At 39.6% G+C, this 19,986-nt stretch carries 20 protein-coding genes; 6 read left to right on the top strand and 14 right to left on the bottom strand.

Going from position 1 to position 19,986, the window contains the following annotated elements; genetic code table 11:
- Positions 1–14 precede the first annotated feature (14 nt).
- From EYR97_RS15900 to ccoN, 3 genes are read right to left on the bottom strand one after another with little or no spacing between them, the layout of a single operon-like run.
- Entirely contained in the window at positions 15–176 is a 162-nt protein-coding gene (locus EYR97_RS15900; protein ID WP_131094652.1) for a CcoQ/FixQ family Cbb3-type cytochrome c oxidase assembly chaperone, read from the bottom strand.
- A 1-nt stretch (position 177) separates the two neighbouring features.
- Positions 178–783, bottom strand: coding sequence for a cytochrome-c oxidase, cbb3-type subunit II (ccoO, locus tag EYR97_RS15895; RefSeq protein ID WP_131094651.1), 606 nt, complete (start codon positions 781–783; stop codon positions 178–180).
- Between the two features lie 15 nt (positions 784–798).
- The gene (gene ccoN / locus EYR97_RS15890) at positions 799–2,232 is read right to left on the bottom strand and encodes a cytochrome-c oxidase, cbb3-type subunit I (protein WP_131094650.1); all 1,434 of its coding nucleotides are present in this window, start codon (positions 2,230–2,232) and stop codon (positions 799–801) included.
- Between the two features lie 229 nt (positions 2,233–2,461).
- Between ccoN and EYR97_RS15885 the strand changes: the two genes are divergently transcribed.
- Positions 2,462–2,938 (top strand): hypothetical protein, encoded by a 477-nt coding sequence (locus EYR97_RS15885; RefSeq protein WP_131094649.1) that lies wholly within the window; start codon positions 2,462–2,464, stop codon positions 2,936–2,938.
- 86 nt (positions 2,939–3,024) lie between these two features.
- On the opposite strand, the gene bfr (EYR97_RS15880) is transcribed toward EYR97_RS15885, so the two are convergent.
- From bfr (EYR97_RS15880) to EYR97_RS15870, 3 genes are all read right to left on the bottom strand, one after another.
- On the bottom strand, positions 3,025–3,492 hold the full coding sequence (gene bfr / locus EYR97_RS15880) for a bacterioferritin (protein WP_131094648.1): 468 nt from the start codon (positions 3,490–3,492) through the stop codon (positions 3,025–3,027).
- Entirely contained in the window at positions 3,492–3,968 is a 477-nt protein-coding gene (bfr, locus tag EYR97_RS15875; RefSeq protein ID WP_131094647.1) for a bacterioferritin, read from the bottom strand. Before bfr (EYR97_RS15875) ends, bfr (EYR97_RS15880) begins: the two co-directional genes overlap by 1 nt.
- 133 nt (positions 3,969–4,101) lie before the next feature.
- Positions 4,102–5,673, bottom strand: a complete 1,572-nt coding sequence (locus tag EYR97_RS15870; RefSeq protein ID WP_131094646.1) for a cation:proton antiporter family protein — start codon at positions 5,671–5,673, stop codon at positions 4,102–4,104.
- A gap of 336 nt (positions 5,674–6,009) precedes the next feature.
- On the opposite strand from EYR97_RS15870, the gene EYR97_RS15865 reads away from it, so the two are divergent.
- Entirely contained in the window at positions 6,010–7,638 is a 1,629-nt protein-coding gene (locus tag EYR97_RS15865; RefSeq protein ID WP_131094645.1) for an FMN-binding glutamate synthase family protein, read from the top strand.
- 29 nt (positions 7,639–7,667) lie between these two features.
- On the opposite strand, the gene EYR97_RS15860 is transcribed toward EYR97_RS15865, so the two are convergent.
- Positions 7,668–8,150 carry a c-type cytochrome gene (locus EYR97_RS15860; protein WP_131094644.1) on the bottom strand — a complete coding sequence of 161 codons (483 nt, stop codon included), beginning with the start codon at positions 8,148–8,150 and terminating at the stop codon, positions 7,668–7,670.
- A gap of 211 nt (positions 8,151–8,361) precedes the next feature.
- On the opposite strand from EYR97_RS15860, the gene EYR97_RS15855 reads away from it, so the two are divergent.
- Entirely contained in the window at positions 8,362–8,784 is a 423-nt protein-coding gene (locus EYR97_RS15855) for a universal stress protein (protein WP_131094643.1), read from the top strand.
- A gap of 122 nt (positions 8,785–8,906) precedes the next feature.
- Positions 8,907–9,428 (top strand): hypothetical protein, encoded by a 522-nt coding sequence (locus EYR97_RS15850; protein ID WP_131094642.1) that lies wholly within the window; start codon positions 8,907–8,909, stop codon positions 9,426–9,428.
- A gap of 68 nt (positions 9,429–9,496) precedes the next feature.
- Here the strand turns inward: EYR97_RS15850 and EYR97_RS15845 are convergent, their stop codons facing one another.
- The 3 genes from EYR97_RS15845 to EYR97_RS15835 form a co-directional block, all read right to left on the bottom strand.
- A complete protein-coding gene (locus EYR97_RS15845) occupies positions 9,497–10,576 on the bottom strand; it encodes a tyrosine-type recombinase/integrase (protein ID WP_131094641.1) in 1,080 nt (359 codons plus the stop codon).
- A gap of 1,512 nt (positions 10,577–12,088) precedes the next feature.
- On the bottom strand, positions 12,089–12,412 hold the full coding sequence (locus EYR97_RS15840; protein WP_131094640.1) for a gamma-glutamylcyclotransferase: 324 nt from the start codon (positions 12,410–12,412) through the stop codon (positions 12,089–12,091).
- 9 nt (positions 12,413–12,421) lie between these two features.
- The gene (locus tag EYR97_RS15835) at positions 12,422–13,333 is read right to left on the bottom strand and encodes a DMT family transporter (protein WP_131094639.1); all 912 of its coding nucleotides are present in this window, start codon (positions 13,331–13,333) and stop codon (positions 12,422–12,424) included.
- 103 nt (positions 13,334–13,436) lie between these two features.
- Between EYR97_RS15835 and EYR97_RS15830 the strand changes: the two genes are divergently transcribed.
- Complete coding sequence (locus tag EYR97_RS15830) at positions 13,437–14,366, top strand: LysR family transcriptional regulator (RefSeq protein ID WP_242635061.1); 930 nt, start codon at positions 13,437–13,439, stop codon at positions 14,364–14,366.
- Between the two features lie 367 nt (positions 14,367–14,733).
- Positions 14,734–15,366 carry a hypothetical protein gene (locus EYR97_RS15825; RefSeq protein WP_131094638.1) on the top strand — a complete coding sequence of 211 codons (633 nt, stop codon included), beginning with the start codon at positions 14,734–14,736 and terminating at the stop codon, positions 15,364–15,366.
- Here EYR97_RS15825 and EYR97_RS15820 read toward each other — a convergent pair.
- The 4 genes from EYR97_RS15820 to EYR97_RS15805 all read right to left on the bottom strand — a co-directional run bounded on the left by EYR97_RS15820 (position 15,349) and on the right by EYR97_RS15805 (position 19,857).
- On the bottom strand, positions 15,349–16,110 hold the full coding sequence (locus EYR97_RS15820) for a sporulation protein (RefSeq protein ID WP_131094637.1): 762 nt from the start codon (positions 16,108–16,110) through the stop codon (positions 15,349–15,351). The genes EYR97_RS15825 and EYR97_RS15820 overlap by 18 nt on opposite strands.
- A gap of 80 nt (positions 16,111–16,190) precedes the next feature.
- A complete protein-coding gene (locus tag EYR97_RS15815; RefSeq protein ID WP_131094636.1) occupies positions 16,191–17,489 on the bottom strand; it encodes a DUF2254 domain-containing protein in 1,299 nt (432 codons plus the stop codon).
- A gap of 274 nt (positions 17,490–17,763) precedes the next feature.
- Positions 17,764–18,858 (bottom strand): methionine synthase, encoded by a 1,095-nt coding sequence (locus EYR97_RS15810; protein ID WP_131094635.1) that lies wholly within the window; start codon positions 18,856–18,858, stop codon positions 17,764–17,766.
- A gap of 24 nt (positions 18,859–18,882) precedes the next feature.
- Entirely contained in the window at positions 18,883–19,857 is a 975-nt protein-coding gene (locus EYR97_RS15805; RefSeq protein ID WP_131094634.1) for a DUF1852 domain-containing protein, read from the bottom strand.
- Positions 19,858–19,986: the final 129 nt, after the last annotated feature.

Here is a 19,986-nt window from a genome sequence, read left to right as displayed (position 1 = left end):
GTTCGAGACTCCTGCTAATCTTCTTTTGATTTTTCTTTTTCTTCGTCTGCAAATACTAGATTCGCAGCTTCATCGAATTTTTTCTTGTTGTGGCTGCTAAACGCCCACCACACAATACCGATGAAGCATACAAAGACGATGACAGTAAAAATGCTGCCTACAATACCTTGGTCCATATTATTTCAAATGTGTGCCAAGAGATTGTAGATAAGCAATAAGGGCTTGCATTTCTGTTTTACCCTGTACTGCCGCTTTCGCACCCGCAATATCTTCATCGGTATACGGAACACCAAATCCACGGAATACTTCCATTTTTTCAGCTGTTAACTCGCCATCAAGCGTGTTTTCCGCAAGCCAAGGGAACCCTGGCATATTCGACTCAGGCACAACGTTACGAGGATTAAGCAGGTGAACTCGATGCCACTCGTCACTATAACGACCCCCAACACGTGCTAGGTCGGGACCAGTACGCTTAGAACCCCAAAGGAAAGGGTGTTCCCATACTGATTCACCAGCAACACTGTAGTGGCCATAACGTTCAGTTTCAGCGCGGAATGGACGAATCATCTGACTGTGACAACCTACACACCCTTCACGGATGTAAATGTCACGGCCTTCAAGTTCAAGCGCAGTGTATGGACGCAAACCCGTTACTGGTTCCATAGTTTGCTGTTGAAACATCAACGGCGTGATTTGCACCATGGCACCAAAACTAATCGCTATTAAGATTAAAACGGTTAGCAGGCCAACGTTCTTTTCAATTAACTCATGTGGATTCTTCATAATTCGTCTCCTTGATTACGCCGGTTGAGTCGCTGGATCAGCAGCGATACTACCTTTAGGGGCACGAACAGTTTTCCATGTGTTGTATGCCATTACCAGCATACCCGCAACCACGAAAACACCACCGATGAAGCGAACCACATAGAAAGGTTTTGAAGCCTCAAGTGACTCTACAAAGCTATAAGTTAATGTACCGTCAGCATTTACTGCACGCCACATTAGACCTTGAAGTACACCTGACATCCACATTGCAACAATGTATAAAACAACACCGATAGTAGCGAACCAGAAGTGTACGTTAACCAGCTTTGTACTATACATAGCGCGCTGACCGAATAGCACTGGGATTAAGTGATAGATAGAACCAATTGATACCATCGCAACCCAACCTAGCGCACCAGAGTGTACGTGACCTATTGTCCAGTCTGTGTAGTGAGAGAGTGCGTTAACGGTTTTAATTGCCATCATTGGACCTTCAAAAGTAGACATTCCGTAGAAAGACAATGAAACAATAAGGAAGCGCAATACTGGGTCTGTGCGTAGTTTATGCCACGCGCCTGAAAGTGTCATGATACCGTTAATCATACCACCCCAAGATGGAACAAATAAGATAACTGACATCACCATACCCAAAGACTGAGTCCAGTCAGGCAGGGCAGTATAGTGAAGGTGGTGAGGACCAGCCCAGATGTACAAAGAAATCAATGCCCAAAAGTGAACAATTGACAGTCTGTACGAATAAACCGGGCGACCAGCTTGCTTAGGAACAAAATAATACATCATACCTAGGAAGCCAGCAGTAAGGAAGAAACCTACTGCGTTGTGGCCGTACCACCATTGCATCATAGCGTCTACAGCGCCCGCGTACAATGAATACGATTTAGTGAAAGACACCGGAATTGCCATGCTGTTACCGATATGCAGAACTGCAACCGTTAACATAAAGGCTCCCAAGAACCAGTTTGCAACGTAAATGTGCGACACTTTACGGATTACAAGGGTTCCGAAGAAGTTGATGATATAAGCGACCCAGACCAGTGTCAAAAGAATATCGATTGGCCACTCTAGTTCAGCGTATTCCTTCGAACTGGTTAAACCCAATGGAAGGGTTATAACAGCTAAAACGATAACAGCTTGCCAACCCCAAAAGGTAAATGCGGCAAGTTTGTCACTGAACAGTCTTACCTGGCAGGTACGCTGAACGATGTAGTACGACGTTGCAAATAGCGCACAGCCGCCAAAGGCAAAAATAACGGCATTAGTGTGCAACGGACGCAAACGTGAGAATGTTAGCCATGGTGTGTCAAAGTTAAGCATAGGTGCAAACAATTGCGCTGCAATGAATACCCCTAGGCCCATACCAATGATACCCCAGACTATGGTCATGATGGTAAATTGCCTAACTACTTTATAGTTGTAATTAGGTTGTGCTTGGCTTATTTCACTCATTTTAATGAATCTTCCACTTCAAATGAACTATGGTTTCCAACTGCCGGAATAGTGCGGTCGAGACGTGTATCAGCTAACGAATAACGCTTCACACCGAGCTCGGAAAAAGTAATAATTATTGTCTCCAAGCCAGTTGGTACGCGGATGATAAGGTTTTTAATTACAAAAAGATACCATAAACTACCTAAGCTTGATCTCCGTCAATGAAGAAATACATAAAATTTAAGAAATGCTAAAAAACGTCAACAAAAAACAAACAAAAATTTTACATAACAACCTACCTCTACTTGCAATATTAGTTGTAGCGGGTTGCGTTTATTTCGCTCACAAATTTCAATCCTCAGCGTTTACTCAAAACAGTGTAGTAAATGGAATAGGAAATAGTTGTACATTTGTCAATGAAACCTGTGAATTCTTAATAAGAGAAGACATCGCTATTGCGCATTTTTCAACACCACCAGTTCCAGAAGAATCCATCACCGTTTCACTTTCTTTACCTCAGGGAATTGTTATTGAAAGTGCGTGGATTGAGGGAATGAATATGTATATGGGAAAAATCCCTGTGTTGCTAGAAGCGCAAGCCAATGGGAAGTGGTCGGGATGGTTTATGCTTGGCAGTTGCAGCGAGCCAGTGATGCGTTGGCAATTGCGCCTTAATATTGAAGGGGTAGAACAGCCTCATTATTTGTATTTTGTAACACAGTAATAAAAAACTAGGCAGAAGTTATATAAAAACGGCCGGTAAAAACAAACCGGCCGTTTCATTTAAATCAACTACTGCAAAAGCGTGTTCTACATTTGAGATTGTAAGTAGTTTTGCAAACCGATACGTTTGATTAAACCTAACTGCTGCTCTAACCAATGGGCGTGATCCATTTCTGTGTCATCCAATAACACAATCAGCATATCGCGCGTGACGTAGTCTTTTTCAGTTTCACAAAGTGCAATCACTTCACGCAATTTCGCGTCAACTTCATATTCTACGCGTAAATCACTTTCCAGCATTTCTGGCACATCTTTACCAACAATAAAGCCCGTGCGCTTGGTCATGTCTGGCGTGCCCTCTAAAAACAGCATGCGCTCAATTAACTTGGTTGCGTGTCCGCGCTCATCATCAAACTCGTGATTAATGCGTTCATATAGTTTATTTAAACCCCAATCCAAATACATTTGGGAATGAATGAAGTACTGATCCATAGCGGCTAACTCGTAAGAGAGCAATTCGTTTAGCCCTTCGATAATAGCTTGGTTGCCTTTCATTAGTCGTCTCCCATTACTTGTGCTTGAAGGTAGTTCTCAATACCCATTGCATCAATTTGATATTCTTGTGTTTCAATCCAATCTAAGTGCTCTTCTTCATACTCTAAAATATCTTCTAGAAGATCACGGGAAACATAATCTTGTTTCTCTTCACAAAGCGCGATTGCATCGCGTAGAACAGGTAACTGCTCTTTCTGAAAACGACTGTCGCAAGAAAGCATTTCTACAGTATCTTCACCGATATATAGTTTGCCAAGTGCTTGTAAGTTGGGTAAGCCTTCAAGGAACAAAATGCGTTCAATAAGCGCATCAGCTTGCTTCATATCCTTGATAGACTTTTTATAGTTCTTCTCGTTTAGCTCTGAAAAACCCCAGTTTTTGAACATTCTAGCGTGCAGAAAGTATTGATTTATCGAAGTAAGTTCACTTGTAAGCACTTCGTTTAACTTTGCTACTACTTGTTTGTCACCTTGCATTGTGAAAACCCTATTTACGTATTTAAGATAAGTGTAGTTTGAAAGCATGCACTTGTCAAAAATTCTTTATATAACATGCACTTACAAACGATAACGTTTCTCAATACAGCCATTGTTCGCATTTAGATCTGAATTACGCCTGTGATTGTGCATACGCCATACTTTCTTCCGCGAAACCAAGCCCAGCTTCAGTGAAGAAGTTAAAGACCTTGTCTACGCCATTTTCCAACAAAGAATCAACTTCATCTTCATACCGTGCAATGGCCGCTATTTTGCCGAGGTAACCAGCATTCTTTAGCTGTTTTGAGATATTGATAGCATCTTGTATAGAAGGCAGTGCAAGCAGCACCAATTGAACATCGTGGATGTCTAGGTTGTCCCACAAATCGATATCTTCTCCGTCACCGCAAATTACATTCAGTCCTTCGTTTTGCAATTCCTTAATTTTCACGCTGTCAGCATCCATACCCCAAACATTTACTTCAGTGAGCTTAGCTAATGCATTAAACGCACCACGACCGACTCGACCTAAACCCAGCACTAAAAACTGAGCGTTGTGTAAAGTCGGGTAGATATCTTCCTTCAATCGACGACTTTTTTCATAGCGTTTTATTTTATTTTTATAACGGTTGTACTGAGAATGAGAGCTCTTATATAAAATGCTGGTAAATACAAACGAAAGCGAAACGGCGAGTGCGATAACAACTAACCAACTACTACCTAATAAACCTAGTGATACGGCAAGTGCCCCCACAATCAAGCCAAATTCGCTGTAATTAGATAACACCAAACTACTTAAATATGAGGTACGACCGCGAAGTCGCAACGAGGTAAAGAGTTTGAAAAATAGCGCCGCTTTTAGTGGTATAAATAAACAAAATACCAAAGCTAATATGACCATGGTTATGTCGGGCAGGGCAGTGAGTCCTATTGAAAGAAAGAATCCAATTAAGAAGAGATCTTTAAAACTCAATAACGACTTTGCCAGCTCAGAGGCTTTTTCATGTTGAGCTATCAAAATTCCGAAGACCAGTGCACCCAAGTCACCTTTAATATTAACTAACTCAAATAAGTGATAACCGCCTAGCGCTAAAATAAAGCCTGTTAATGGCAGAAGCTCACCATGGCCAGATTTACTTATCATCTTTCTAATTAACGGCATAGCAGGGAATAGGGCTAATAAAGCTAAAGCCCAAATAGAGGGTAACTTTCCTGTTGCAGCAACTAAGAACACAACAGCAAAGACATCTTGCATTACAAGAATACCAATGGCTAATCGACCGTGGCGTGTTTTACTTTCACCACTTTCTTCTAATACTTTAACCACGCATACCGTGCTGCTGAAGCTAAGTGCAAACGCAATTAACATGGCACTTTGCATAGACAACCCATCAACATAGCTTGCAGCTAATGAACTTATTCCATAAACAACGACACTTATAACACCAACCCAAATGAGCGTATGAGAAATACTACCAGCCCAAACTTCTCTGCGGCTTAGGTCTCTTAGATTTAATTTAAGACCAATGGTAAACAACATGATAGTTATTCCCAAATTTGCAATTTGAGTTAGTTCATCGGTAAGAGAATACCCTGCGAAATTAAGTAAAAACCCGGCAACCAGATACCCAACAAGTGGTGGAATACCTATAAGTTTAACCGTTAAACCACATGCGAATGCGAAAAGAAGAAATACGTACTCCATGAATTACCCTTCGATATTATTTTTGGATAAGCTCCATTTGCCATCATCATAATCGAATACCACATTGAATTATACGATGATGATATTTTTTTAGCGTATATTTAACTTAGACGTCAAATGGCGGATAAAAGTCTATAGCATTGATTTATTTGATTAAATCATTGACCTCTTTTGGTTATGCGTAACCATTGCGCTTAACGCGGACGTATTCAAACTCAGAAAATCTATCAATTATCGATGAACCTCTCAGTATTAATGACTTTATTAGCACGTAAAGGTACATTGATATTAAGCATTATTATTAGCGCGTTTTATCACTTTCAAGAAGGACATTTGATGAGAGCAACTATTTTATTGTGTGTTAGCTTGTTTGCATTAACCAATGTGGCTGTTGCATCGATGTGGTCACCTGTTTGGTGGGTACTAGTTCTTTCTTTGTTGCTACTGGGGTTGGCGGTGCACGATGCCTTTCAAACAAAGCATGCTATATTGCGTAATTTTCCATTGATTGGGCGCGCGCGGTGGTCAATAGAATCACTCCGTCCTTATATTCAACAATACATTATTGAAACGGAAACCAGCGGAGCACCCATATCGCGGATGTTTCGTGCCATCGTTTATCAGCGCGCAAAAGACAGTAGAGAAACTGTACCTTTTGGGACACAACTCGACACCTACAAAGATGGCTACGAATGGATTGGTCATTCGCTATCAGCGCGTGAAGTAGACGATATGGATGAAGATCCTCGCGTTGTTATTGGGGGACCAGATTGTAAAAAGCCTTACAGCGCAAGCGTGTTAAATATAAGTGCGATGAGTTTTGGTAGCTTGTCAAAAAATGCCATTCTTGCTTTAAACAGGGGGGCCGCTAAAGGCGGCTTTTTCCACAACACTGGAGAGGGCGGTTTGACACCTTATCATTTGGAAAACGGTGGCGATATTGTTTGGCAAATTGGTACGGGCTATTTTGGGTGCAGAAGTAACGACGGTGGTTTTGACCAAAAGCAATTTCAGGAAAAAGCAACGTTAGACAGCGTTAAAATGATTGAAATTAAGTTGAGCCAAGGGGCTAAACCCGGCCATGGTGGTATTTTACCAGCATATAAAAACACCCCTGAGATTGCAGCAATCCGAGGTGTTGAAGCAGGTACTCAAGTAGATTCACCGCCAAGGCATAAGGCGTTTTCAACACCACTTGAAATGTTAGACTTTATTCAGGAATTAAGAGAGTTAAGTGGTTATAAGCCGGTAGGAATAAAGTTGGCACTAGGTCGCAAAAGTGAATTTGTTGCTATGTGTAAAGCGATGGTAGAAAAGCAAATAACGCCAGACTTTATAACAGTTGATGGCGGCGAGGGCGGAACGGGAGCGGCACCGTTAGAATATACAAATTCGATAGGCTTTCCTTTGCGTGAAGCGTTGGCCTTTGTAGACGATTGTCTTACAGGGTACGCATTGAGGGATAAAGTGAAGATTATCGCCTCAGGCAAAATTATCACGGCGTTTCAGTTGGCTAAAAATATTAGTTTAGGCGCAGATATTTGCAATAGTGCGAGAGGTATGATGCTTGCGCTGGGGTGTGTTCAGTCGTTATCTTGTAACACAAATAAGTGCCCAACTGGGGTTGCAACTCAAGATCAGAGGTTAGCAAAAGGGCTTAATGTTGAGGATAAATACGAGCGTGTGTACCGCTTTCACAAGAAAACTGTACTAGCGTTAATGGACATTCTTTCCTCAACGGGCCACGTTAAAACCAGTGAATTAAATAGAACACATATATTTAGAAGAATTAATCAGTGCAGTATTGCACGTTATGATGAAATTTTTCCACTGGTTAAAACGGGAAGCTTCATGACAGATGATATTCCTGACCGTTTCAAACTCCATATTCAAGAGGCTAACTCAAATAGCTTTATGCCATGTAGCCAGTTAGCCGAAATAGAAAAGGAAACCAAAGCGGTGTGACCACCGCTTTTTATTTCAAATATTCCTTTTTAATTATTCCTTTCTTCAGTTTCACCAGGGATACGTAATTGGTAAAGGCGGTAGTCACTTGTTCTGTAGGGTAACACTTTGTACTTCGGCTGCAAATAAGCAACAAGATCAATAAGTTCACTAACAGTGAGTTCATCATTGATTACCCGCATAAACGAAACACCGTCTTCGCTAGTAAAGCTAGCTGGCTGACGAGGGGTTAATTTGTGTGAAGGGTTTATAATACTTGTTACTAGCTCTGCATAGGTTTTTACACGACCAGTGCTTCCTCCTAGTGGAATAGGTTTAACTACTAAATACTGGCTATTCTCGTTTTTAGTTTCACCAATGATTTTGTGGCAATCATTACATTGGTACTTTTCAAAAACTACTTGTCCTCGTTCGGCGTTTCCTTCGGGAAGACTGAAACCTCGAGGAGATTGAGCATCTGATTCACAGCCAAAAAGTAAGATTAACATTAAGCATAAGAAAAAATATTTCATAGTCATGTCCCTACTAAAGTGATGGTCAATTCAAAGTATGGACTAGAATGGATTATAACAATTGATTTAACGCAAAAAATTTTTAAAGAACATGCGCTACATTTATATAAAGCAGGTCATGATTGTATTGCTACAAATGAACTGGAACATCGGTCCCGTTTTAAAAAAATAAATAAGCACGCGTGATTAATTAAATCCTAGGAGATAACCTATGCAAGGCTATGAAACCATATTAGTTCCTATAGACGTTTATTCAGATTACGAGTTAGTGGTTGAAAAAGCGGTTGCGATATCAGGTAACCACCACAAAATTCACCTTCTTTATGTGGCTTACCCACAGACGAACATGGAGCCCTATGGCCTGTTTTTAGAAAAAGACTTTTCTGAAGAAGTACGTGAACAAGCACTTAGACTTCTTAAGAATGTAGCTGCTCGGCATGATATTCCTTATTCGCATGTTAACGTTGAAATTGGTTCACCTGCAGATGAAATTCATCATATGGCTGAAAAAATTGGCGCTGATCTCATTGTGGTTGGTACACATGGTCAAAGTGGTCTTAAACTCCTACTTGGCTCTACAGCAAATGCTGTACTGCATGGTGTTAAAACTGACGTATTAGCTGTAAAGGTGTAAAAAAAATAGAGCTAAGTTCTAAAAAATTAAACATGCTTCTTTGATATGAAATTATAGGATTGGGCGACAAGCTACAAAATAAACGTTAAGGTATTGGTGGAACCTACAATCAGGAAGTTAGTATGTCATCGTTACCATTTAATAATAGCCCCGTTTACTTGCGGGGCAATTTTCAGATTGACGCAATCAGCGTGCTTTTAAAGCAGCATGCCGAACTTGTTTGCTTTCTTTTTATTGCACTCTTTTTTATTAGCAACGCTTTAATAGAAAATAGTGATAAAGAACGAGTATTGGCAAATCCTCAAAAGAATGATTTTTTCTATATTGATTATAGAGCTATTGATCCAACTTCGGATGCGCGATTTCGATATGTTCCTATGAAAGTCCTCAGTGCTGATAGTAATACGCTTACATTTAAAGTAGGGAATATCGCTCATACAACACCCGTATCACCAAGTCAGCATGCGAAGTTTGATAAGGCACTTTTACTTCGCAACTACTACCGTGTTGATAATCTCGTTCTTAACAGAAATAAAATAAATGAATTAGTTAAATCAGGAGCTATTTACGATGCCAGACGGCCACGAAATATTTATATTAATGGTTGGATGGTTTTGCATCTTAATGAATTAGTAAAGGAATAACAGTTCCAATTACGTTGCTATGTAGTGAAATTTAATGTTTTAAGGGTACTCTATCTGTTGAAATCTGATCAGCGTTTATGCTTCAAAGAAAGCTTCGCCATACCACCCCTTTTTACACTGGCTTGTCGTGTATAGTGACCCGGCATATCGGGTGATTTCCAGCCTCCAGCTAATTGAAGTTCTGGCAGAGAGGCACCGTCTTCCACCAAAGAAACCGCGCCACCAACCCGCCCACTATGTGGAGTAATATTTTCAGTTATACCTGCGCGTAATGCTATACGTTTCCAAATACGATATACACTTGAGTAATTAAGCACACCAGATAAACCGACTCCTTGCCGTTGATAAAGCGGGAGTAGGGCAGTTCTATGGCTTGTAAGCCGGCGAAACAAAATTCCTTGCGTAAGTGCTCGCGGATCATTTTGCTCTCGTAAAAGCTTGGTGTTTGGATCGGTATTAGCTTCTTGCTTGTACTCTTGAATCATACTAAAAGTACTTGATGATACAAACCGAAATTGCCCATTACCACTTTGATCATTTTTAGAAGAAGCCACAAGTAAAGTATTATTTTTAGGTGATAAATCCTCAAGACATACACGTACAACCTCATCTGCACGTAAAAGCGCATCGAACATGAGGTTAATCATTGCTAAATCTCGAAGTTCAAGCAATGAGTCAGGTATGATTGCATTGTTTATTTGGTCCAACATTTCAATGGTTAGTGGCACGGCTTGTTTTTGTGACAAACGCAGCTTTCTATTTTCTATTAACGAAAGGCGAATAAAGTCTCTTAAATAAGCAGACCGAATAATTGGGTTTGGTAAATTTGCTATACCTAAAAATTTACTTAATGCAGATAGACGACGCTTTATGGTTCTATAAGCGAGTGGGGATAAGCATAACTCTGAGACATACTCTTTAATACAAACTTCATTCTCGTCGAAATTTTGAGACAAACCTGGCAAATTTTTCTGACTACAAAACACAGAAAATTCATTGTAATCACTGATATAGGCTCTTTGTGTGTTATGTGGTAAACGAGAGAAAATATCACGATAATAACGAGTTACGCTTGCATCTGTTGAAGCCGATACGGCTAACTGAGCATTTGAAGGTATTGAATGCGGTGGTTTCTGGCGGTTATTCATTACTTTCGTTTTTCACTTTCACGCATGATAATTACAGTTATCATGCGTGAACTTATTCTTATAAACAGTAATAAAAACACACAGTCTATTACTCCATTATGTGGACATACTGACTGTACGCTCTAACACTTACGAGCGCTAAGTAGAACAAATATCGTTACTCCATTCAACAAATAACTGTATTTATAAACAGTTATTTTCGATGAAAAGCCTGATTTATCCCTTTTACTATAAAAACGAGTATTCTTTGAGCGCTTTATGTGCGAGCGCTACGTAAAATCTACAGGATAACACCCTTAATTTCGCCTCAGATTTTACGTAGCGACGCCTGATTTTTATACACATCGTTCTAGCTTTTTGGGACTGATCTAAACGGCTCCTTAATTGAGTAGTGTGGTATTAGCACAGCTTAAAAACAGCATGAGATAGCAATGTAGGCAAAGCTGAAACCTCAGATACATAGTCTAATAAACTTGTTTCTAGTATCTATTTTACAACACCTAAGGTAAATATTTTCACATACACAATTAAATGAATTTTTTTAAATAAGCGCTATGTATAAATACTATTTGGTATTTAAATGCTTTACATATATAGAAGAATTTCTATTTTTCTAACCGTTAGCAAAACCAAACTCGGTAGAAACAAACATAACAAGATAAAGACTGTTTAATAAGATTTCTAATCATAAATTCAAATTTTACAAAGGCTAGTTATTTAAATATGACGATAAGTTTAGGCTAGTTAATTGATTATTTTAATAACGCTCGTATTTTAATTTATTAATTTGGATAACGATATTCTAAATATAAATTTTAGCTACTTTTTAGTCTACTGACATATCTGTTTGACCTTAAAGTGTAATGGTGCACCTAGTTCTTTGTTTGAAGTAACTCAACGGTGTTCCTCCTTCATAATTCTATATCTTATTTAACATAATATACATTATGCGTAATTAATAATACGGGCGTTTGGGGTGGTTGATGTCAGTGCTGTTGGTTAGTTTGTTGACTGTGATGGCTTACATACTTTTATGCGTGGCTAAGGAATGTTGTTTTTGCTGTAACGTGAACGAGATTAAAATCTGGTGCGCTTCTGCGCGTCTACTGCTTCCGCACGCGCATTTTTAAAATGAGATGTATGCGTGATGCTTGTTTTTACTAAAACTAAGTATCGTGATGCTACGTAAAATCTGTAGGATAATAGTCGTAACTTTTAATTTTTATTTACGTAGCACTCGAACAGTGATTTACCTGTTTTAATAGTTTTTACCCTGAAGTTGTTAATCATCCTTTAGGACGAAAGTTACTTTATTAAGTTTATATAAAGCCAACTTTGGTAATTGCTATTTTATGAACATGTAGTGGTATCAATATTAAATAATTGCTGTGCTTTAACAGCCCTAGATTTTTTCGTATTTTAGGAAATTGAATATTTCAAATGAGTGCTGAGTGGTCCATTTTTGACGTATCATTTTCATGTCATAATAAGTAAACTAAAACGGTATTACGTTTATGAAGCGACATAAATATATGCTTCAATTTCTTTGCCACATTCAAGTTTAACCAGCGATATCACTCGGCGATATTCGTCACCTTCAAATTCATCGAGCTGCGATAAGTGATTGTTTAATTTAGTGGAAGTAAATACCTGGCCCGTTATCTGTTTTCCTGTGGCGTTGAGGATTAAAGCGGGACAGCCCATTTCGATACCCCACCCTGCATTTACGTAATGCCCTCTGACGCTGGCATTTTGAAAAGTGCCTCCAATTTTTTTCAGGATATGCTCATTGGGATACCCTTGACGCAAGGTGCCATATACAAATAACGAATTCATCAATTTTCCTTACTCTCGCGTACCTTTCATGGTTAAAACACCGACTAATACCAGTAACATTCCGATTATCTGCAAGCCTGTAATGGCCTCACCCAGAATCAGCCATCCGAATATCAGAGTCAGGGCCGGCCCTATAGTACTGATTAGAACGGACCTTGCAGCCCCGATGTATTTAGTCGCAGCAGATTGAAAAAATACTGGAAGCACGGTTGAGAAAACGGCCATCATTGCACACAGAAAATAGACATCTCTAGGTTGTTTTAATTCCGATAAAGGTAACTGAATAATAAAATGTAATTCAACCGCAATGATTGACACCAACATCGCTAATACAGAGAAGGTTTTAGCCCCAAGTCGGATAATCATGGGTTCTGATAAAGCCTGATAAAAGGCATAACAAAGTGCAGAACCTGCCACCAATAAAATACCTAGCCAAATATGTTTTGCACCTTCATGTATTTGTAGGTCACTCAAACAGGCGCATATTACACCCAAAGTACACATACTTACCGGCACGACTAAGCGTTTATCAAACCGAGCCCCAAGGCAACAAATCCCTATAGCTATAGTTAGTACCGGATATGAAAACAAAATGATTCTTTCAAGACCTGCCGATATGTATTCAAGTCCCATAAAGTCTAATATTGATGCGCCATAATACCCTGCCAGACCTAAGCAAATCAGAAGCACTGACTCGCGAAATGTTAACTTTTGTATTTGTTTTAACGCGGGAAAACTAATCAGCATAAAAAAGGGCAATGAAAAAAGCATTCGTAAACTCAAAAGGGTTACAGGTTCCACATTTGCAATCAAATACGCTTGCTTTACAAAGATGGCTTTAAGAGAAAAACCAGTAGCAGCAAGAATGGCTAACACTACTCCAATACTTGCCTTGTCCTGACATAAACGCACCTGTAACATTGCTACCTCACTTTAGAAAACATCGCTATAATGCCATACATCGATAGTCGTAAAGAATTGCTAATTAACTAACAAGCGTTCGTAAAAAACGAACACTAGAGTGATGATGAACTATAACCTGATTGATTTACGTTTATTTGTTGCCGTTGCAGAGCAGAAAAACCTGACTAAAGGTGCTGAAATCGTGTTTCTTGCACCTTCATCAGCGAGTCACAGAATAAAACAACTTGAAAGCCACTTGGAAACACAACTTCTGGTTAGGGAACCCAGAGGCGTCTCGTTAACGAAAGCCGGAGAAATTGTTTTACGTCACGCTAAGAGAGCCTTAGCGACACTTGAGCAAATGCAATCAGAACTTTATCCCTTCACTGATAGCATGCAGACTCATGTTAAATTGTGGGCTAATACCAATGCAATTCACACCTATCTTCCCGATGATCTTGGCCGATTCTTGGAGCTTCACTCTCACGTTAAACTGATTTTGGAAGAACACGGTAGTGAAGAAATTGCCGAGGCGGTTGCAAAAGGCGATATTGAAATTGGGATCGTCGCAGAACAGGATCTCAATAGTGAAGTGATACTGTACCCGTATAAACGAGACCGTTTGGTTCTGGTGGTGCAATCAAAGCACGTTCTGGCTGGCTCAGCCAGTATTAAATTTATTCAAGTTGTTGATTTTCCTTTTGTGATTTTAAATGAAGGCTCCGCAATCCACACCTTTACCATGAATAAAGCCGCCGTTATCAACAAACCTCTTAATATCAGGGCTCAGGTTAAAAGCTTTGATGCGGTATGCAGAATGGTTAGCTCTAATGTTGGTGTTGCGATGGTTCCGTATGATTCAGTTTGCCAACTTAATGAATTAGACCTTAGCATCATTGAAATTGATGAAACCTGGTCCAAAAGAGACTTGATGATTTGCATCAACAAGCATAAGGAATTAGGAAGCCTTGCTACGCAATTACTGAATCATCTAACTAATCGTTACTTTGAACAGAAGACACCTGAAACAGACGGCATGCTCCTAATTTAATTAGCGTAGAGCGCTAATAACCATAAAGATACTTTGCATAGATAATTCGATAGTCTGCTGGTATTTTATTTCCCAACGGTATAAACATATTGTAAAGGATGATTAACTACTGTTGTCAGTAATTTATACATCATCTTTCGGGTATTACTTGGCCTAAAACTTATCACATTGATATTGTGTAGATTTATATATTAGGAATCATTTTTGCTTGACCTCACATGTAAGTATTGTTCCAACAGAAAAATTTTTTCTGCATAAGCTAAATTAGTTTCATAGATCCTCTGTTGTAGTGGTATTCAGGGTCCAATAATTGGTTTTACATGGTTAGTGGCAATTTAATAATTACTGCAACAGGCGACTTATGAATATGAATACAGCAAAAACTATTCTTATTAGCATGAGCTTTTTCTACTCAATGATTTTTTCTAATTTTGCTGGCTCTACGCCTATTTTGCTTATCGACAACGACAAATTAATTGGAGCAATAGGTGTCAACATTAAAGGTCAACTATATGATGTAGAGTTCATAGATACACCGTGCACTCAGAACTACCCTAGTTGCTCGGGTGCCGAGTTTTCGTTTCAAACGCAATCTGACGCCTTATATGCTGCTAATGAACTTCTAGCTCAAGTGTTAGTGAATACATCCTCGCATTTGTTTGATACAAACCCGCATGATATCTTTGGCTGTGATAGCACTATATCATGCCAAGTTTTAATTCCGTTTCTTGTTCAATCTGGACTTCTCAATACCGCCTTCGCAAATAATTTGAGCGGTACAAGCGTTGATAACACTGGATTGGTTCGCATTCGTCCCACTGATTCACTTCAAAGCATTAACAATCGAGTTTTTGCCCGATTTAACCTAGCTCAAGTTTCAGAACCTTCGGTATTTGGTGTGGTAGCGCTAATCATAATGTGGTTTCTCATAGCTAAATTATTAAGGCGCGGCTTTTACAATTCACAATTAATGAGCTGGTCTTTAAGAGATATTATTTAGAAGTGGTTCGATATAACGACGAACTGATTCTGTTGTATTACAGCTATTGGGTATAGAGGTGCTCTTATAGCCATCGCCTAAAAAGGCACGATCGACTTCAATTAATACACCAGTTTCTGTGCCATTATCGACAAATGTCACTTCTAGTTCTCGGGCGCCAAATAAGCTACGCGATTGAGGTTTGAACTCATACTCTTGATAGCAAGGTAGATGTGATACGAATTCACGTGCACGAACTCGCCCAGATTCAATGTCCGATTTAAACAATCGATACCCACTGTCTGATATAAGTTGTAAAACCGCTAATTGTGTTTCAGACGGTACTATAGTCAGACTATCCTTATCGCTGGCATCTAATCCTGACTTAATATCTAACCCAGTTTGCAACCATACCTTGCCAATTTGATGACCAAATAAATAGGTAGCGGGCACCTCAGGATGTAAATCTAACGTGAACTGTTTAGTGACAGTTTCACCTGGTTGTATCAATAAATTGAACTCTTGTTGCCAGCTTTGCAGTACAACACTCTTATTGTATTCAACCTCATTATCGCCTATGTCAGCCTCAGTTTTTGCGATCGCCATAATAGCAAACTCTAATCCCTGCAGCTGTTGCTCAACGTCTCCGCCTTGAATAACAACTTCGATATCAAATGTTTGTCCGGCCTGTAACTTATCAGCAAGCAACAGCGTATCGACTTTTGCCTTACCAATGCCTACACTGGCTAAAAATTGCTTAAGCATATGACTCTCCTTGAGTTTTATTAACGTTTAAACATACCAACAGTGCGCATAACTCACAACCATCGCTTTGTAAGCATTCATTATTCTTGGTTTTCGGAAGAACATTTTCTAAGCCTCTCAACATCATCAGAAAACTCTAAAGCCTGCTGACTTCTTTTAAAACTTTGTTTTGCAAAGTTTGTAGCTGAATTTTTAAACTCACTATTTTTGCCAAAACAATTACTGATAGATTTGAGAGATTTTTGGATATGAATGGCAACTTCTATATTGCTAGCACCGTCACGACTAATACTGGTGTAGGCATCATCAAACAAGTCGTGAACATTCAATTCTGGCACCGACACGCGATCATATTGATAATCCTCGCTGTTTTGCTCTTGTTTGAGCGTTGAACTACATTCAGATGTTTTCCACAACAACAATAATCTAGTCACACTACTAATAATGCTAATGGCTGTACCGTGGTCATTGATAGCCGGTGAAAGTGCTCGCGAGGCAATTTCCGCTAATACTACAAAACCAAAGCGTGGGTCTGCTTCAAAAGAACGTTCCTCAGATATAGTGAATGCGTGTTCGATTTTTGTTAAATCATCATTCTTATTTACGTAAGCGAGTACTTGGTCGGGAGTAACAAATTCTCCTGGAAGCATAGTTACATCGACAAAAGCGTCGTTTTCACAGGCCCACTGCTGGATTCGGGCTATATCAATGAGTTGTATATACCCTACTCGCTGGCTAAAAACGGCCTGAGTCCCCTGCTCTTTTATTTTACTTTGTAGTATCGCTCTTGAAGGAACTGCCCCTAAACAAGGCGCTTTAATTCGGTTTTCGATTGCTCGTTGTGTCGCTTTTTCCACCTTTAGCACAGTAGAGCCTACGCGCCCTAAGCGAGCCACACTGTCTACCCATCGAATAAAGGTTAATATAACAATAACGAACGCAATGCACGTAAGAACAAACAATGTAAATACACCGGCTTGCTCGAAAAATGCGTTGCTCATAGCGGTTAATGCCACTGCACTATATATAAAAGCGCCAATAAAAACAGAAAGTGCGTTTTGAGAGACGTCGTCAGAAATAATTAAACTTAAACTTCGAGGTGTAGATGATTGACTGGCTGACGCATATGCATTCACCATGGTGCCTGCCGAAAACGTAGCGATAACCATCATGCTTGATGCCATAATAGACAGAAGTGTTTTTACAGATTCAGCATCTACTTCAGGTAAATGAGGTGCCAATTCTGTTGTGTCTGCTAACTTGGCAATAAACACGGCTAAAATTGAAATCACACAAAAGCCAGCAGGTTTTATCCATAGCTTTTCTTTGAACCGATATAAAACAAATCGTAATTTATCAACGGTTATCGGAGATTCCATTCGCGTTTCTCACCTTGTTGTTATTTGTACACTATAAACGCGCCAACGCGCATATTAACTATTTTTGATCAATAATTTTAGATACGTTAGAAGGGGAATAAACGATTAGTTGCCTCAGGCTCTAGAATTAGAGCAATTAAAAAAAAGCCACGACATTAAGTATGTCATGGCCCTGAAGCCTCGCATAGATGGGGTTGCGAGACATCAAATGGGTGAAGGTGACAGCTGAATTGGCATCTTAGCGGTAGCTAAGAAAATCCACTACGGTAAAGTATCAGGTAATAGATAAGCTTTCGTTGTCTGTTGTTCTACGTTGATTCGCATACGCTTCAGTATTTAAACCACCTGTCAGCTCTTTTCTCACAATTTCTGTACCAGCCACTAGCGCTTCTAATTTGGCATTGGCGACTCTTCTCGGTAATGGTGCCATTCCGCAATTAGTACATGGGATAAGTTTATTAGCATCTACATATTTCAACGCGTTTCTAAGCGTTGCAGCGACTTCTTGAGGTGTCTCTATTTCGTGGGTGGCGACATCAATGGCACCTACCATTATTTTTTTACCCTTTATCAATGCTAGTAACTCAATAGGAACTCTAGAGTTATGACATTCAAGAGAAATGATATCAATTGATGACTGTTGCAGTTTGGGGAAAATGGCTTCGTATTGACGCCATTCACTGCCTAGCGATTTTTTCCAGTCAGTGTTTGCTTTAATGCCATAGCCATAGCATATATGTACTGCAGTTTCGCATTTAAGACCTTGTGTTGCGCGCTCTAACGCGGCAATGCCCCAGTCGTTTACATCGTCGAAAAACACATTGAATGCCGGCTCATCAAACTGAATAATATCTACGCCCGCTGCTTCTAATTCTTTAGCTTCTTCGTTTAGAATTTTTGCAAATTCCCATGCCAATGCTTCTCTACTCTTATAGTAGTCATCATAAAGTGTATCTATCATGGTCATTGGGCCAGGCAGTGCCCATTTAATAGGCTGTTTTGTTTGCTTTCTTAGAAACTTAGCATCTTCAACAAATACAGGTTTATCTCTTGATACTTCACTTACAATAACAGGCACGTCTGCGTCGTAGCGATTGCGTATTCTTACGGTTTTTCGTTTCTCAAAGTCGACACCTCGTAAGTTCTCGATAAAGGTCGTTACAAAATGTTGGCGTGATTGCTCTCCATCACAAACAATATTGATACCTGCATGCTCTTGCGCGTGCAGTGATACAAGTAATGCATCGTGCTTTCCTTCTTGCAATATATCGTCCGGCAATTTCCACGGAGACCAAAGTGTTTCAGTTTGGGCAAGCCATGCAGGTTTAGGTAAGCTTCCTGCAATAGATGTGGGCAGTAATGTTTTCATAATACGAATTCTTCTTTGTTTAGCTTAGGCAAATTGAGTAGTGAGTTGCGCCAACACGTTTTGATAAGGCTTTATAAAATGCTCTTCCACATACCTACCCTGCTTCACCGCTAATTGGCTGCGTTCTTCTCGGTCATACACAATCTGAGTAAGTGAGTGATCGAGGTGTTTTAAATTTGGCTTGTAACGTGTACCAGCTACTGAATTCGCATTATAGATTTCAGGTCGATAAATCTTTTGGAAGGTTTCCATTGTGCTTATGGTGCTAGCTAGTTCAAGATTTGTGTAATCGTTGAGTAAGTCACCAAAGAAGTAGAATGCAAGCGGTGCAACACTGTTTGGGGGCATGAAGTAGCGCACATCTAGGCCCATTTTTCTAAAATACTGCTCTGTAAGCGATGTACTATCTGGTGTATATTCCACGCCCAAAACAGGGTGTCGGTTTTCCGTGCGATGGTATTCTTTGTTGTCTGAAACACTTAAACATATCACAGGGCGCTTTTGAAATTTTTCGCTATAAACACTTGATTTTACAAAGTGTTTAAACAAGTTGCCGTGTAGTGCGCCAAAGTTATCTGGTACGCTGAATCCATCTTGATCTCTATTGTGCTCTAGAAGCAGTACACTGAAGTCATAGTCGCGTACATAAGAGGAAAAGTTATTACCAACAATGCCTTGTATATGGTTTTGGGTTACATTATCGAATATATGAGTTTGTAGTATCTCGATAGTTGGAAAGCGTTTTCCATCACCATTAACTTCAATATCTACCGAAACTATGTCCAAATCAACAGTGTAGCGATCTGCTTGTGGGTTATCCCAATGCGCTAATGCATTGAATCGGTTGTTAATCATCTTAAGCGCGTTACGCAAATTATCTTTACGCTTTTCGCCGCGAGCTAAATTGGCAAAGTTAGTCGTAATACGAGTATTTTCCGAAGGGTGGTAGTTCTCATCAAAGCGAATGCTGTTGATTGAGAAGGTAAAGTCAGCGTTCATATCTAATCCAAAATTCCATGTTTCTTGCGTCGGTTTTAACGTACCAAGGTTTTTAACTAGCCAAGAGCATTTGCTCTTCGGTGATTACGTTATACCGATGATTAAATATGAATAAAAATGGTATTAATT

It is taken from the genome of Alteromonas sp. KUL42 (assembly GCF_006538325.1).
Taxonomy (GTDB): Bacteria; Pseudomonadota; Gammaproteobacteria; order Enterobacterales; family Alteromonadaceae; genus Alteromonas.
This window is presented reverse-complemented; position numbering and strand designations above follow the sequence as displayed.